Below are 14,973 nucleotides of genomic sequence, written 5' to 3' on the forward strand. Positions count from 1 at the left end.
GCGTCGTACTGAGGCCCGGTTAGCGAATGCGGAAGGTGTCCGAGATGATCTTGGTGACCGGAGGTGCCGGCTATATCGGATCCCACGTCTGTATCGCGTTGCTGGACGCCGGGTTCGACGTCGTCGCGGTCGACAATCTCTCCAACAGCAACAAGGCCTCGCTCGAGCGCGTGCAATCCATCTGCGGACGTTCGCTCGTTTTTCGGCACGCCGATATCCGGAATGAAGAGGTACTCCGCGACATCCTCCATGCCTGCAGAGTGACTGCGGTCATTCACCTCGCAGGGCTGAAGGCGGTGGGCGATTCCAACGTACGGCCCATGATGTATTACGAAAACAACGTCCTGGGAACGATGCGGCTGGTGTCGGCCATGAGGAGGGCGCATGTAAAGACTCTCGTCTTCAGCTCGTCTGCGACCGTTTACGGGTTGCCGAGATACTTGCCGCTCGACGAGAAGCATCCCCTCGGTCCGACCAATCCGTACGGCCGCACAAAGCTCGTCATCGAAGAAATGCTGAAGGATCTCTGCAGGTCCGACGACGGTTGGCGGATCGGCAATCTGCGCTACTTCAATCCGGTTGGCGCGGACGAAAGCGGGCTCGTCGGAGAAGACCCACTGGGCGTTCCCAGCAACCTGCTACCGTTCGTGGCGCAGGTAGCGATTGGACGGCGGGAGAAGCTGCAGATCTGGGGAAACGACTATGACACGCCCGATGGGACTGGAATCCGCGACTTCATTCATGTGGTCGATCTTGCATCCGGACATTTGAGTGCCTTGCGCCACCTCACACAGCCCGGTGTGCTCACGGTCAATCTTGGAACGGGTTGCGGCAGCAGCGTTCTGGAGGTCATTCGCACATTTGAGGCAGCGAGTGGGCGATCGGTCCCCTATGAAATCGGGCCGCGCCGGGCCGGTGATGTCGCCGTCTGCTATGCCGACCCTACCTTTGCGAAGGACGCGCTGGGCTGGACATCGACGCGGTCGTTGCAGCAAATGTGTGAGGACCATTGGCGTTGGCAATTGCAGAACCCCAATGGCTATCAGCGTAGCGAGCTTCCGAAGGTTCGGGAGCGGTCCAGGCAACTCCGCCGTCATGGCTGAACTCGCACGCCCGAGGTGGTTGGCGAGCACCGAGGGCCTGACAGCAAGAGTGGAGTTCGAGGCGAGCCGCCGCCGCAAGTAAACCGCCCATCAGAGGTAGCTCGCAATGACCCGAAATCTCCACGCCGCAGAGCAAGCCTGCAGGTAAGATGCCGTCGCGTATGGGAATTTGCGATGCCACACTATCGTGCATACGTTCTGGACGAACACGGCCGGTTGGGGGGCGTGGTCAACCTTTACTGCCCAGACGACGCGTCCGCAACCAAGCGGGCCGGGCAGTTAGCAGACGGTCATGAGGTTCAGCTTTGGCGACTGGTCGCTGAGCTCAAATTTGACGATCCGCAGCATCGACCCAAGCGGCGGCGGAGTGTCCGCGCACCAATGCACTAGGATCGATTGGCGCGTGTGCGTTCGTTTCGCGCATCTTTGACAGTTTGGGGCGCTTCGACCGCGATGTCATCAAATCCGGAAACAGCGGCTCGCGCGTGGGAAATGGACGCACGATCACGCGGGCCGAAAGCGGTCGCCGGTAATCCGGTCTAGAATGGCCTGCACGGCATACCAACGTATGCCTGTATCCGCGTTTAGAAATCACATTTCGAAACTTTTTTCGCCATGTTTCATTAATACCTACCCTCCCAGCAGTCGGGGGGCGCTTTCAAAAACCCACTGCACTGAAATCTGTTCGCCAAGCAGAGCTTGCGAGCATGCGGTATGTCGCGTGCGTTCACGCAGCGGCAGTGGAATTCCCTGTTATCAACGTCAAGAGGATACCGGAATGACCCTTTCCGCACCTGCGGGCTATACTTCGAGCGATCTCATCTTCCAGGAAGACTTCTCCGGCACGACGCTCGACAGCTACTGGCACAATTACATCACCAGCAACGCCGCCAACGGCTGGCCGTGGAACAGCTACGGATCAGGCGGTAGCGGGGTCGGCGGTCCGTATGACGCCGACTACTTCATGCCGAGCCAGGTGACCGTGAACAATGGAGTATTGGACCTCACGGCGATCCGGCAGTCGGTGTCCGGCATGAACCAGGGGACGCAACAGACATTCCCGATCACGTCTGGCACGGTCAGCAGCTACGGCAACTTCGAATTCAATGGCGGCTATCTTCAGATCAGCATGAAGGCGCCGAGCGGCGATGGTGCGTGGCCGGGCCTCTGGCTGATGCCGGGCAAAGGCGCGGGCAGCAGTGGCGATAATTTCGAAATCGATATCCAGGAGGGTGGATATACCGGCTCCGGCCCTGCAAACCAGGCCTTCAGTTGGCATCTTCATACGCCCTCCGGGACCGTCGGCGGCACCGTCGACACCGGCGTCGACCTGACGGCGGCCTTCCACACCTATGCCATCGACTGGCAGCCCGGGAAATCGATCACCTGGTACCTCGATGGGAAGCAGATCGCACAGGTGACCAGCGCGCAGGTGCCGATCCCGAATGAGCCGATGGAATTGATCATGGACAATCAGGTCGCTAATTCCAACACGACCGGATGGCATACGGCTCTTGACAGCTCGACCCCTTCCTCGATGCCGATGCAGATCGACGCGATCCAGCTCTATCAAAAAGCAGGGAGTGGCGAAACCGTCACGGGTGCGAACGTCACGGCCACGACGCAGCCGACGGTCCAGCCGGCGGTGACGCAGGCCACGGCTTCTCCCGCAACGGGCATCGAGTATGCCGGCGATACCATCACTCTGTCGCTCGCCTTCAACGAGGCCGTGACGGTGACGGGTACGCCGACGCTGTCGCTCAATGACGGCAATACCGCCACCTATGTGGGTGGTTCGGGCACAGGTACGCTCACTTTCCGCTCCACAGTTGCGTCCACCGACAAGGATACCTCGGCGCTCGCCATCACCGGCGTCAATCTTCCGAGTGGTGCGACCATCAAGGACGCGAGCGGCGTCGCTGCGAACCTCGCTGGCGCCGTGAAGACGTTCACCGGTCTCCAGATCGATCCAATCTTGCCGGCGGTGACACAGGCTACGGCTTCTCCGACAACCGGCACCGAGCACGTGGGAGACACGATTTCGCTGTCGCTCGGCTTCAACGAGGCCGTGACCGTGACGGGTACGCCCACGCTGTCGCTCAATGACGGCGGCACGGCCACTTATGCCGGTGGTTCGGGCACGGGCACGCTCACCTTCAAGACCACGGTCGCCTCGACCAACACCAGCACCTCGGCGCTCGCCATCATCGGGGTCAATCTTCCGAGCGGTGCGACCATCAAGGACGCGAGCGGTGTCGCTGCGAATCTCGCTGGCGCCGTGAAGACGTTCTCCGGTCTGCAGGTCGACCCGACGTCATCGACGCCAACGTCGCCGTCGACCCCATCGGCGACCACGCCAGTCCTCACTATCGCGGATAACTCGCTCTGGGTGGCCGGGAGAGGTGGTACCGTCGATCTCGGGGCCAAGGTAACGACGACCGACGCCAACGATCTCGTGACCGTGAACATCACGGGGTTGCCGAGATATGAGTCGATTACCGACAAGCTGGATGGTCGGACCTTCACGGGGAAAAACATCACCCTGACGGCCGCGCAGGTCGACAGCGGACTGACACTGACCTCGCAATATCGGGGCGGGGGTCAGCCGGTTGCGACACTTTCGCTGACGGCAAGTGCAACGGATCCGTCAACCGGCGCGGTTTCGACGGCTTCGCCGCAGACCATCACGGTGACGGATCCTCGACCCGCAGACGTCACGACCACAACGTCGTCGCACCACCAACACACCGCGACGGATCATCAGCCTGCTGCCACCGCGACGGCCGTGGCTCCGATGGCGCCGCAGACGGTCGACTTTGCGAATCATTCGCAGCCGACCACTGCAAGCACGGTGGTCTTGGCAAGCCGGGCCTCTGCACTGCTCCAGCAACATGTGGACCCGGCCACCAACACCCTGGCAACGACCGCGCCGCAGCCGATCACTGTGGCAGATCATCCGGCTGCGAGCGGCACGACGACGGCGTCCATGGCAAGCCAGAGTTTTGCGCTGCTGAACCAGTATCTGGCCGCTCACACCGGCCAGGTGGATTCCGGCCAAATCGTGGCGGCTGTCTCGCAAGCGATCGGCTGGGGTCACGAACCGTTGCTGGCCCGACCGCAACATTAGTGCTCCGCCGCACCCAGGCTCAACGCCTGGGTGCGGCTCCGTCTATGTTTGTGAATGCATGAGAAGGAACATCGTACGCGGCCGGTAGCCGCGAAGGGTTGAGTAAAAAATGGCGATCCAGAATGGAAATGCCCATGCCGCAGATCTCGGGCTTCGATCCCTGGCTCTGTTCTTGCGCCTTCATGGCGTGAATGCCGAATCCGACCAGATCCGCTACCGTTGCGGGGAGAGTGAAATCGGCATCCGTGCGATGCTTCGCTGCGCCCGCGATTTCGGACTGAAGGTCGGTTCGCGCACGACACATTGGAAAGAGCTCGCAGGCATCAGCTTGCCCGGAATCGCAGCGCTGCGTGATGGCGGATTTCTGCTGCTCGGGAAGGTCGAGGACGATGCGGCGCTCGTGCTGCATCCGACCTCGACACATCCGACGTTGATGCCGCGTGCGGAATTTGAAGAGATCTGGGACGGCCGCTTGATCCTGACCGGATATCAAAGCCTCGCCGGTCGGGCGCATCATGCCTTTGCCGGTCTGATTGCGCTCGGGCGTGATGTGGTTGGCCGTGCCGGTGACGTCCTGACGCATGCCTTTTCCGCCCTTCGTCGCGATATGCCCGTCCATGAACCGGTTCCTGAGCCTGCGGATGGCGATGAGTCTGGGCTCATCGCGGTGGCGATACTGCTGCGTTGCCATGGCATCGCGGCCGACCCGGAGCAGATTCGGCATCGCATGGGCACGTCGCGGGTCGGTGTGACCGAAATCCTGCGCAGTACGAGGGAGTTCGGGCTCAAGGCTCGGGCACAGCGGTCGGGCTGGAACAGGCTTGCCGTCACGCCGCTGCCGGCAATTGCCGTGCTGCGCGACGGCAGCTTCCTGATCCTGGGCAAGGTCATCGACGACAAGCTTCTTGTTCAGCGCCCATTGTCTCCACGACCCGAATCCGTGACTCAGGCCGAACTCGAGGCCGTCTGGGACGGCGACATCATCCTGATGACCCGACGCGCCGCCCTGACGGATCTCTCCCGGCGATTCGATATCAGCTGGTTTCTCGGTGCGGTCCACAAGTATCGCCGTCTTCTCGGCGAAGTTCTGATCGCGTCTTTCTTCCTACAGGTCTTTGCCCTCGTCGCGCCGTTGTTTTTCCAGGTCGTCATCGACAAGGTGCTCGTGCATCGAAGCATCAGCACGCTCGATGTTCTGGTCGCGGGCCTCGTTGCGTTGACGTTGTTCGAGACTGTTCTCGGCACGTTGCGCGTCTATCTGTTCGCGCACACGACGAACCGCATCGACGTAGAGCTCGGCGCTCGGCTGTTTCGTCACCTGATGGCGTTGCCGATCGCATACTTCCAGACACGCCGTGTTGGCGATTCGGTCGCACGCGTTCGCGAGCTCGAGAACATCCGCCAGTTCCTGACGAGCTCGGCGCTCACACTCGTCGTCGATCTTCTGTTCACCGTCGTCTTCCTTGCGGTGATGTTCTACTATTCGACGCTGTTGACGCTGATCGTTCTGGCCTCGTTCCCCTTCTACATCGGAATTTCCGCCAGCGCCGCGCCGCTGTTTCGCCGACGCCTCGATGAGAAGTTCAATCGCGGCTCGGAGAACCAGGCCTTCCTGGTCGAGAGCGTCACGGGCATCGAGACGCTGAAGGCGATGGCGGTCGAACCGCAGATGCAACGCCGCTGGGAGGAGCAACTCGCCGGCTATGTAGGTGCGAGCTTCCGAGTGCTCAGCCTGAACAACACGGCGAGCCAAGCGGTTCAGATGATCAACAAGCTGGTCACCGTCGCAACGCTCTACTTCGGCGCCAGGCTCGTGATCGGCGGTGACCTGACCGTCGGCGAACTGGTCGCGTTCAATATGCTGGCGGCGCGGGTGAGCATGCCAGTGCTTCGGCTCGCGCAGATCTGGCAGGATTTCCATCAGGCCCGTTTGTCGGTCGATCGTCTGGGCGACATCCTCAACACCATGCCGGAGCCAAGCTTCAGTTCGGCCCGCGCCGCGCTGCCGGCGATCCGCGGCAAGGTCACCTTCGAGCACGTAACCTTCCGCTACCGCGTCGACGGCCCCGAAGTGCTGCACGATGTGTCCTTCGGCGTCGAGCCCGGCCAGGTCGTCGGTATCGTTGGCTCTTCGGGCTCGGGCAAGAGCACCATCGGCAAGTTGATCCAGCGTCTCTACGTGCCGGAGAGCGGACGCGTGCTGGTCGACGGCGTTGACCTCGCGACGGTCGACCTGACCTGGCTTCGGCGCCAGATCGGCGTGGTTTTGCAGGAGAACGTGCTCTTCAATTGCTCGATCCGCGAGAACATTGCGCTCGCCGACCCGGCCATGCCCATGGAGCGCGTCATCGAGGCGGCGGCGCTCGCCGGCGCTCACGACTTCATCCTGGAGCTGCCCGAGGGCTACGACACCATCGTGGGTGAACGCGGAAGCAGTTTATCCGGCGGGCAGCGCCAGCGTGTCGCGATCGCTCGCGCACTCATTACCAACCCCCGCATCCTTATCCTCGACGAGGCGACCAGTGCGCTCGATTACGAAAGCGAGCGCGCCATCCAGCAGAACATGAAACGGATTGCCGCCGGTCGGACTGTATTCGTCATCGCTCATCGGCTCTCGACCGTGCGCAATGCGAACCGGATCGTCACTCTCGAGCATGGCCGCATCGTCGAGGACGGAAGCCATGATGAGCTGATCCGCTCGAATGGGCGTTACGCAAACCTTCATTATCTGCAGGCCGGTATCCATGACGTCCGCTAGCCGAAATGTCGTTCCGTTTCCGAGAGCCGAGATTCGACGGCGTGAGCACGAGATCGCATTTCTGCCCGCGGCGCTCGAGATCACCGAATCGCCGCCATCGCCGATCGGTCGCGCGATCGGGGCGAGCATCATCGCAGTCTTTTGCGTCGCGCTGTTGTGGGCATCATTCGGCAGCGTCGATATCGTCGCCACTGCGACGGGCAAGATCGTGCCTGGTGGCCGTACAAAGCTGATCCAGCCGTTCGAGACGGGTGTTGTCCGCGCCATCCACGTCCGAGACGGACAGAGCGTCAAAGCCGGCGACGTTCTGATCGAGCTTGACCCAACGATGACGGAGGCCGATCAGGAGCGCCAGAGAAGCGATCTCGTCGCAGCCGAACTCGACGTTGCGCGGCTGCGCGCAGCGCTCAGCGACGATCCGCTTGGCGCTTTCCGATCACCGCCGGGCGCAAGTGCCGCGGAGATCGAGATGCATCGCCAGTTTCTGATCAGCCAGCGCGCTGAGCAGAGCGCCAAGCTCGCCGAGATCGAGCGCCAGCAAGGTCAGAAGGAAGCGGAGAGGGCGACCACGTCGGCGAGCGCGGCGAAGCTCCAGGCGACGATACCGGTGCTCCAGGAGCGAGTCGACATTCGCAAGAATCTCGTCGACAAGGCCTTGGCCTCGAAGGTTGTCTATCTCTCCGAGTATCAGGAGCTGGTCGGCCTTCAGCAGGATCTGGTGCTCCAGCAGAGCCGCCTCCGCGAAGCCGACGCTGCCATCGCCTTGTTGAAGGAAACGAAAGAAAGGACCGCCGCGGAGTATCGGCGTGCCACCTATGACGCACTCGCGAAAGCTGAGCAGAAGGCAGCGAGCGCCGCGCAGGAAGTGGTCAAGGCGGACCGGCGCACGAAGCTTCAGCATTTGACCGCGCCGGTCAACGGCGTCGTGCAACAGCTCGCGGTTCACACGGTGGGAGGTGTGGTGACGCCGGCACAGGCGCTGGCCATCGTGGTTCCAAGTGAGAGTCAGCTTGAGATCGAGGCCATGCTGTCCAATCGCGACATCGGCTTCGTGCATCCCGGACAGAAGGCGGAGATCAAGATCGATACGTTCAACTTCACGCGCTATGGGCTCCTGCATGGGGACGTACTCAGCGTGTCGACCGACGCGATCACGCGGGACAGGCAGGGCGGATCGAACGACCGCGCGCCCGGCACGGCGCAAGGCAGCAGCGAGCCGAAAGGCCAGGAGCTAGAGTATGCGGCGCGCATTTCACTCGACCGCACGCACATGCAGGTGGAGGATAAGCTCGTCAAGCTCGGTCCCGGCATGGCGGTGACGGTCGAGATCAAGACGGGCACGCGCAGGATCATCAGCTACCTTCTCTCGCCGCTGGCGAGATACAAGCAGGAGGCGCTGCGGGAGCGATAAAGGGCCGGCTCCCGCAGCCTGTGCGCTCCGCGTCGTCAGCACGAGGAGCGTATCCGCGCGATCTCGAGTGCCATTCCTGCAGGAGCAGCGGGGAACACGCTGCCGGGCGCCTAGACGTCGCGAAGCCGACGAAAGGGTCGCGGCTTAAGCCTTTACTCCGCATGACCGTTTGCGCGACGGCAGTTCGTTTCCGAGCCCCTGCGTCTACTTGTAGAACCGTACCGCGGCGGGATTCCCCCGGTCCACGCCCTGGCGGAGTAAGCCGTCGATAGGGGGTGCCACGACGGGAACTAGTGGAGCTGGCTCCATTTCGGAGATCGCCTCGATAGGCTTCGCGATCCCTCTGCCCGCATCGACTGCTGAGGGGGCGCGACCGTTTGCCGGCCGTACCAGCGACCCATGGTTCATCCCCCAGATGGCCGCTTGTGTCCGGTTCTGGACCCGGATCTTGCGCAGGATCGCCTTGACGTGAACTTTCACGGTGGCCTCGGCGATATTGATCTTTCTGGCGACGCACTTGTTGGAATCACCCTCGATAAGGCAGGATAGAATTGCCTTTTCTCGCGGAGAGAGCTGCGGAAGGATCGCGTCCTCTGCAGCGGCGAGGATGGCTTGTTCGCATTCGCTTGGCTCCGCCGTTTCGCGTGCGCGATTGGAATCAAGGGCGAATGACAGAAATGCAGGCGGGAAGACGGTCTCGCCCATCGTCACGAGCTCGACGGATTTGATGAATGCGTCGCACGAATTAACGTTCACGAAGTAGCCGTTCGCCCCTGCTCGAAATGCGGAGGCAAGGTCGACTGGCCGATAATTGTCGGACACGATCGCGATGCGCGCGTCCGGGTACCGATCTTTCACAAATCCGATTTGTTCTATCGCCACGCTGAAGCCATCACCGGTATGGACGATGAGGAACATCAGTTTCTCTACTTGAAGTGAGCTTGGCAATTCCTCTGGGCGAGAGACCGATATCGGGATGCGAAAAGTCGCCGCGTGCAAAATTCTGGCAATTCCTTCTCGAATTAAAACGCTCTTTCCGATAAGAACTACCTCATGAGATTGATGCCTCCTCATTTGGTCCTCCAGCCAACGCAATGACACAACAGAAACGCAAATCAATTAAGTCTGGCGAGGGATGACCAGCCATTGTTGATGGTTGGCCGTTCTAGCTTCTAGCTATCTTGAGTTACTCCGAGCCTTCCCGAACGCCATCGGCAAATCCACCGATCTTGTATTCTTTAGGCTTTTAATAATGTTAGTTGAATTTCCAATCGCCTATATGCCGTTCGTTATAGACGCGGGGGTAGGTCCAGGCCCACGAGCCTCGCGGAACTCGTTTCGCGCGCCGTCTCTGGGTGGCACGGCACGTTGGCGAGCTTGAACCTGCCTGGAATTGAACTGCGCGTTAGGCGCCGTCCCTGCATTTTAGCCGGGGGCGGTTGTCTGCGGACCAATTTGATGGAATGCAACTAACAAGAAATGACGGGAATTTGTGCGACGATGCGGTGAATTGCTTCACGGCGCTTTCTCAGACCAAACCCAAGATGTGGCGCGATCGAGCGCGCGCAATTCGAATAGGGAATTTGGTCATGGCTATTGCACAACACTCAGCACCTATGCCGTCCTTGGTTCGCAGTTACGACGGCGTGACTATTTTGGGCTACATGGCGTTCGCCGTAGTGATGCCTGCCGCAATCGACTTTGCCTCGTGAGGTCCAGGCTTCGCTGATGCTGATCTGTCAGCTATGACTTCCTTGTTCCTCTCGAGGCACGCCAGTCTATCTAACTGACCGGCTAAACCCCGCAAGGTTCGGGCGATGTTTTTGAGGACGGCGGCGCGATCCTCAGAAGGGGTAACCTCACGGAAAAGTGTAGAGTAGTGGTCAGCAGCTTCTTGGCACTGTGTGATGCTTATCATCCATTGCCTCTGATGTCGTTCCGGCCACCGACATTCTTGTCATGCATGGCAGACCAGATCTGAGCAAAATTGCACACCTTTGGGCAGCCTCACTGTTTGCATCGCGTCTGTCGTTTTCCTTCTGAAGACCGTTGTTTTCGAGACGGCCGTCAAGGCGAACTGATCTTCACTAATCCCGAAGGTGGGGCATTCTCTGAAAACGCGATGCTCGCGGTACTTGATCGTCTCGGTTAAGGCTCGCTGCCAAATAACGGGCAACAGCCTACGCCAACGGCTGGCTAGCGGCGTTTAGTTCGTCGCGAAGATGCCGAACGTCCTGTTCGTGGATGGCCTGCGTATCCCTCAGCGTACCTAAAATCTTGAGGGCGTCCGTGGCGTCGTGGCCGCGCTGATGTAGGCCCGTAACCAGCGTCTCTTGGCGAGCGACAAGGCGCCTTCCTTCGGCGGCGTGCCGTTCGGCTTGGGCAAGGTGCTTCTGGATCGTGGCCAGGTCCATCGGCTAACAACGCCAGTGGGCTGGAAGCGGTTCGGCGGCGCTGCGCAGAGCTTCTCCGTGGCCATGTTGATGATGCCGGGGCCAAGTGGCATTGCCGAGTCCTAGGGCAAGGTTTTTGCATGTTGCAGGTGAAGCCAAAACGGAACATCGCCGGCCATAGCGGCGGTTGGCTTGGCCGGTAGTCATACTGGCCTGGCGCGGAAGAGATTTAGGGCTGTGCCCACGTTGCGCAATTGCGCCGTGGTTCATCTCGGGCCATTGCAGACTGGTCGCGAGACGGTTTGAGGCATTCCAGCGCATATTGGGACGAAAAGCCGGGGCGTCCTGCTCTGATGTTGCGTCGCAACATGCCGTCGTCTCGGGAGATATTTGAACTGATCCTGCCTTTATGGGTTAGAAATAGGAGCAGATTTGGCGCGTTAAGATTGGGGGGCCTCGGCGGAGGAGTGCCCAATGCGACGTAGCAGCGTAGTCATTGCACACCGGCATCCGATCGTCTTGGTGGGCCTGAGTATCGTGCTCGATGCCCTGGCCGATTTTGAAATCGTTGCATCTTGTAAGAACGCTGCAAGCTGCGTCGAAGCGATTCGTAACTTCGCTCCCGACATCGCGATCGTCGATCCCGCAATGACCGAGTTCGCCGCACTAATGGTTCTTTCGACCCCTACTTCAGAAAATCGTTCGTTGGAAAGTCGTTCGACACATGTGGTCTTTCTTGGCTCAAGTGAAGATTGCGCCATGGTGCTGGAAGCCGCACCCGCAACCTGCAGCATTGTCCTGAAGGACACGGAGCCTGAGGCGCTGGTTGAGTTCTTGCGGCGCATCGCTAATGGCCACAGCTTGTTGCCACCGACGTCGTCCGATCCCGTGGCACCGCAGGGAATGGGGACGAATGCGGAACACATGCTGGCAACCCTCACGTACCGCGAGCGTCAAATCGTGCATCTGGTCTCGAGAGGATTGTCGAACAAGGAAATCGGGCGGCGGTTGAACATTGCCGATGGCACTATCAAACAGCATCTTCACAACATCTTTCAGAAGCTTGAAATCAGCAATCGGACGGTGCTCGCGGCCATTGCCATCTTGCAACATGATCGTACGACCACCTCCGGGGAGAAGGCGCAGCATGCCGGATTGAATCCGACGAGTGACGAGCGCTGGGAGTCGTAACTTTGGGTCAGCATCGGCGCGGCCAGTGATGTAAGCATGTTGTCACGGCGACGCCCCGGCAGCACAGCGGATCAGCTTGAACGAACAGCCTTGAGGGCTGGAGACTGATTTCAAGCGCTGCTTGACTGGCGGTTAATGTCCGGGAAGCAAAATGGGGTAGTCCGTCGGGACTTGCGGCTGATCCGAAATCGCAGCCCAGGTAGCGGGAGGGAAGTGTAATCATTCGTCATCTGCAGCTCTGGGTCGATCGCGATTTGTCCGTTGTCAGGTAAAGCGAAGTCGCGGGCAACAGATCGGCTCCAGATGCGATCGCAGAGGTGTAGCGGTGTGCTGACTGGATATCGGTACATCGGGAGCGGCGGCCCTGGCCCTTCCTGCCCTGCCCCCAGCGGTCAGGGCCGCTTCTCTGTAGTCGGCCTGCCAAGAGAACTGAAATTCTTGGGTTGAGCTGAAAGCGAGTGCGCGGATTGGCGGTTCCGCGATTTCAACCTTCGCGGAGGCGGAGAAGGCCTGCAACATGATGCTTGAGCATCCGAAGGGGCTGTCGCCGAAATGACGTGTCCAGCCTGCGGTCAGGCTAGGTCGACATTCGAGTAATTTAGCCAAGAGGAGAGGTCACCCGCGACGGGGATCCGATTCTCAGCGGTCAGGCAGTGCTACCGGCGTCGACCGTCACCACGGTGCCGGTGATGTTCCGGCCGCCTTCGCCGAGAAGATATTCGACCACGGAAGCGACGTCGTCGGCTTCGGGGCGGTGGCGCAATGCGCTGCGGCTAGCGATGCGTCGGCGGCCTTTTTCGTCCAAGGACCTGGTCAACTCCGTGTCGACGAAGCCGGGCGCGATCGCGTTCACGGTGATGCCGACCCTACCGACTTCTCGGGCCAGCGAATGGGTGAAGCCGGCAATGGCGGCCTTGGACGCGGCGTACACGGACAGGCCGCTGTAACCCGTCGAGGCGACAATAGAGGAAATGTTGACGATCCGCCCGGCGCCGTTGGCCATCATATGGCGTGCCACGTATTTAGTCAGGATGATCGGCGACAGTACGTTTAGGCGAATCAAGGCCTCAATTTCGGAATTGTGCATGGTGGCCAGCAGCCCATCGGTACCGATTCCGGCGTTGTTGACGAGGCCGTAGATCGCGCCGAATTCGTCGCGCACTGATTTTGCGAAGACCGGAATCGTTTCGGTGAGCCCAAGGTCGCAGGCGCGGAAATGCAGTCGCCGTTGTGCTTCGCCGGCTGCAGCCGCAAGCTGTCCGCTCTCGCGGCGCGCCACCGCGACCACATTGTAGTCGCCGCATGCGGCGAGCCTGCGCGCAATGGCAAGACCGATACCGCGGCTGCCGCCGGTGACGATGACGTTACGCATCGGCGCGCGCCAGTTTCCCGGCTGCCGTGACGTCGAGTCGCTCGACGAAGCGGATCACCGCAGGCACCTTCCATGCAGCCAGGCAATCTTTGCAGCGGCCGAGAATCTCCGTGCGAATCGTCTCCTGGCGCTCGGCATCGGTGCCGTTGGCGAGAATGACGTCGGCGACCACAATGGCGCCGGTGATCGGGCTCCTGCGCGATCGCGCGCGCGACATCTGGACGGAGGCATGCCGGTTGATCACGGCTTCCACCTCCTCCGGATGCACCTTCAGCCCGCCGATGTTGATGATGCCGCCTCGCCGGCCCACGAAATGGTATCGTTCGCCGCGCAGTTCGACCATATCGCCGGTATCGACGAAGCCCTCGGTGTCGGCGAGCGGCGGAGCATCGGTGCCGACATAGGAGCGCGCGGTGCGCCGGGAACGGATCCGCAGTGAGCCGTCGACCACCTTCATCTCAACGCCGGTGTGACTCTGCCCGATCAGGTGGGCAGGAAAACCCTCGCGCCCATCGTCCACGCTGAAAACGACGCCCGCCTCGGTCGAGGCATAGGCATGCCCGATAGACGCACGCGGAAATGCCCCGGCCAGGCCGTCCAGCACTGCCTGGTCAGCGATTTCGCCCGACAGACGGACATAGTCCGGCGAGAAATTGGCGGACGCGCCGCTCATCAGGAGCTTGCGCCAGTGCGATGGCGTCCCTGAGATGTGGGTGACGCCGCCCGCGCGCAGCCGCGCCACATGGGCAGCGACGGCTTCCCCTGGCTCCGAAAGCACCATCGATCCGCCGCCGATCACGGCTCGCAGGAAAATTTGCAGGCCGCCGTAGCGGCGGATGTCGTAGAACGTCGCCCAGGTTGCGTTCCGGTTGCGCGCGGGCCCCTCGGCGATGATCGCGCCAGCGAGCCCATCAAGCGTATGCCGGACAATCTTCGGCAGCCCAGATGTCCCCGAGGTCAGCATCAGCCACTCGGTCGCGCGATCGACCTCCGATCCCATGGCCGGCCGCTCAGGCAGGTCGACGCCGATAACGATGTACTTGCCAGCACTACTTCGATGTAACGGCCGATCGGTGACGATGGTGTCGATATCGGCCTGCTCGAGCAGGACTTGCAGGCGATCCCAATCGAGGTCGGGCGGGCATAGAAGCAGGCGGCGGGCGATGCCGTCTAGCTCGATCATTGCGAGTGCGGACAGCAACTGTCCAGACGTCGCAAGCAGCACGGAGCGGCCGGACAGATCGCAGGATCTACCGGTCAAGCAGCTGTATTGGATTATGTCGGTCAACGATACAGTGTGCCGGGCATCAGAAATCGTGCGGTCCTTCAGCTCCGGGCCGAGATACTCGCGCAACGCGACGATGTCAGGCTGGGACATTCTCGTAGGCTCTGACAAACTCGCCGAGGGTTGACGGGAAGGCTGCGTCCTCGGCGACAGTGAATGGATCGACACCGACTTCGTCCTCGAGCCGCGCAACCAGGATTGCGAATGCCAGCGAATCGAACCCGGTTTCGTTCAGAGACAGATCGTCCTCAAGCGGCGGAAGCGTGACCTTTTGTTCCTCGGCGATCTGCTTCATCGCAGAGAAAATCTTCGACTTGACCGACATGATACACC

Annotated in this window: 10 protein-coding genes; 6 read left to right on the top strand and 4 right to left on the bottom strand. The window is 60.9% G+C overall.

Going from position 1 to position 14,973, the window contains the following annotated elements:
* Window positions 1-44: 44 nt before the first annotated feature.
* From galE to NR187_RS07245, 4 genes are all read left to right on the top strand, one after another.
* Complete coding sequence (galE, locus tag NR187_RS07230) at window positions 45-1,103, top strand: UDP-glucose 4-epimerase GalE (RefSeq protein ID WP_211384714.1); 1,059 nt, start codon at window positions 45-47, stop codon at window positions 1,101-1,103.
* A 721-nt stretch (window positions 1,104-1,824) separates the two neighbouring features.
* Window positions 1,825-4,230: a family 16 glycosylhydrolase gene (locus NR187_RS07235; protein ID WP_256806143.1), complete on the top strand. Its 2,406-nt coding sequence runs from the start codon at window positions 1,825-1,827 to the stop codon at window positions 4,228-4,230.
* 109 nt (window positions 4,231-4,339) lie between these two features.
* The gene (locus tag NR187_RS07240; protein ID WP_256806144.1) at window positions 4,340-6,988 is read left to right on the top strand and encodes a type I secretion system permease/ATPase; all 2,649 of its coding nucleotides are present in this window, start codon (window positions 4,340-4,342) and stop codon (window positions 6,986-6,988) included.
* Window positions 6,975-8,399 carry an HlyD family type I secretion periplasmic adaptor subunit gene (locus tag NR187_RS07245; RefSeq protein WP_211384717.1) on the top strand — a complete coding sequence of 475 codons (1,425 nt, stop codon included), beginning with the start codon at window positions 6,975-6,977 and terminating at the stop codon, window positions 8,397-8,399. The genes NR187_RS07240 and NR187_RS07245 overlap by 14 nt, the downstream gene beginning before the upstream one ends.
* Window positions 8,400-8,603: 204 nt before the next feature.
* Here NR187_RS07245 and NR187_RS07250 read toward each other — a convergent pair whose 3' ends face one another.
* Window positions 8,604-9,317 (bottom strand): response regulator transcription factor, encoded by a 714-nt coding sequence (locus tag NR187_RS07250; RefSeq protein ID WP_249129144.1) that lies wholly within the window; start codon window positions 9,315-9,317, stop codon window positions 8,604-8,606.
* Between the two features lie 1,415 nt (window positions 9,318-10,732).
* Here NR187_RS07250 and NR187_RS07255 point away from each other — a divergent pair.
* Window positions 10,733-10,918, top strand: coding sequence for a hypothetical protein (locus tag NR187_RS07255; protein ID WP_256806145.1), 186 nt, complete (start codon window positions 10,733-10,735; stop codon window positions 10,916-10,918).
* Between the two features lie 348 nt (window positions 10,919-11,266).
* Window positions 11,267-11,983: a response regulator transcription factor gene (locus NR187_RS07260; RefSeq protein WP_256806146.1), complete on the top strand. Its 717-nt coding sequence runs from the start codon at window positions 11,267-11,269 to the stop codon at window positions 11,981-11,983.
* Between the two features lie 646 nt (window positions 11,984-12,629).
* Here the strand turns inward: NR187_RS07260 and NR187_RS07265 are convergent.
* The 3 genes from NR187_RS07265 to NR187_RS07275 are packed head-to-tail and all read right to left on the bottom strand — an operon-like array spanning window position 12,630 to window position 14,965.
* On the bottom strand, window positions 12,630-13,355 hold the full coding sequence (locus NR187_RS07265) for an SDR family NAD(P)-dependent oxidoreductase (RefSeq protein ID WP_256806147.1): 726 nt from the start codon (window positions 13,353-13,355) through the stop codon (window positions 12,630-12,632).
* On the bottom strand, window positions 13,348-14,733 hold the full coding sequence (locus tag NR187_RS07270; RefSeq protein ID WP_256806148.1) for an AMP-binding protein: 1,386 nt from the start codon (window positions 14,731-14,733) through the stop codon (window positions 13,348-13,350). Before NR187_RS07270 ends, NR187_RS07265 begins: the two co-directional genes overlap by 8 nt.
* Window positions 14,720-14,965, bottom strand: coding sequence for an acyl carrier protein (locus tag NR187_RS07275; protein ID WP_211384722.1), 246 nt, complete (start codon window positions 14,963-14,965; stop codon window positions 14,720-14,722). Before NR187_RS07275 ends, NR187_RS07270 begins: the two co-directional genes overlap by 14 nt.
* Window positions 14,966-14,973: the final 8 nt, after the last annotated feature.

Origin of the sequence: Bradyrhizobium sp. Bra64 (genome assembly GCF_024519875.1) — a bacterium.
GTDB lineage: Bacteria > Pseudomonadota > Alphaproteobacteria > Rhizobiales > Xanthobacteraceae > Bradyrhizobium > Bradyrhizobium japonicum_G.

Coding starts and splice junctions, on each gene's coding strand:
- NR187_RS07245 (WP_211384717.1), top strand. CDS start 6,975: ATGACGTCCGCTAGCCGAAATGTCGTTCCGTTTCCGAGAGCCGAGATT.
- NR187_RS07250 (WP_249129144.1), bottom strand. CDS start 9,317: ATGTTCCTCATCGTCCATACCGGTGATGGCTTCAGCGTGGCGATAGAA.
- NR187_RS07260 (WP_256806146.1), top strand. CDS start 11,267: ATGCGACGTAGCAGCGTAGTCATTGCACACCGGCATCCGATCGTCTTG.
- NR187_RS07275 (WP_211384722.1), bottom strand. CDS start 14,965: ATGTCGGTCAAGTCGAAGATTTTCTCTGCGATGAAGCAGATCGCCGAG.
- NR187_RS07240 (WP_256806144.1), top strand. CDS start 4,340: ATGGCGATCCAGAATGGAAATGCCCATGCCGCAGATCTCGGGCTTCGA.
- NR187_RS07270 (WP_256806148.1), bottom strand. CDS start 14,733: ATGTCCCAGCCTGACATCGTCGCGTTGCGCGAGTATCTCGGCCCGGAG.
- galE (WP_211384714.1), top strand. CDS start 45: ATGATCTTGGTGACCGGAGGTGCCGGCTATATCGGATCCCACGTCTGT.
- NR187_RS07265 (WP_256806147.1), bottom strand. CDS start 13,355: ATGCGTAACGTCATCGTCACCGGCGGCAGCCGCGGTATCGGTCTTGCC.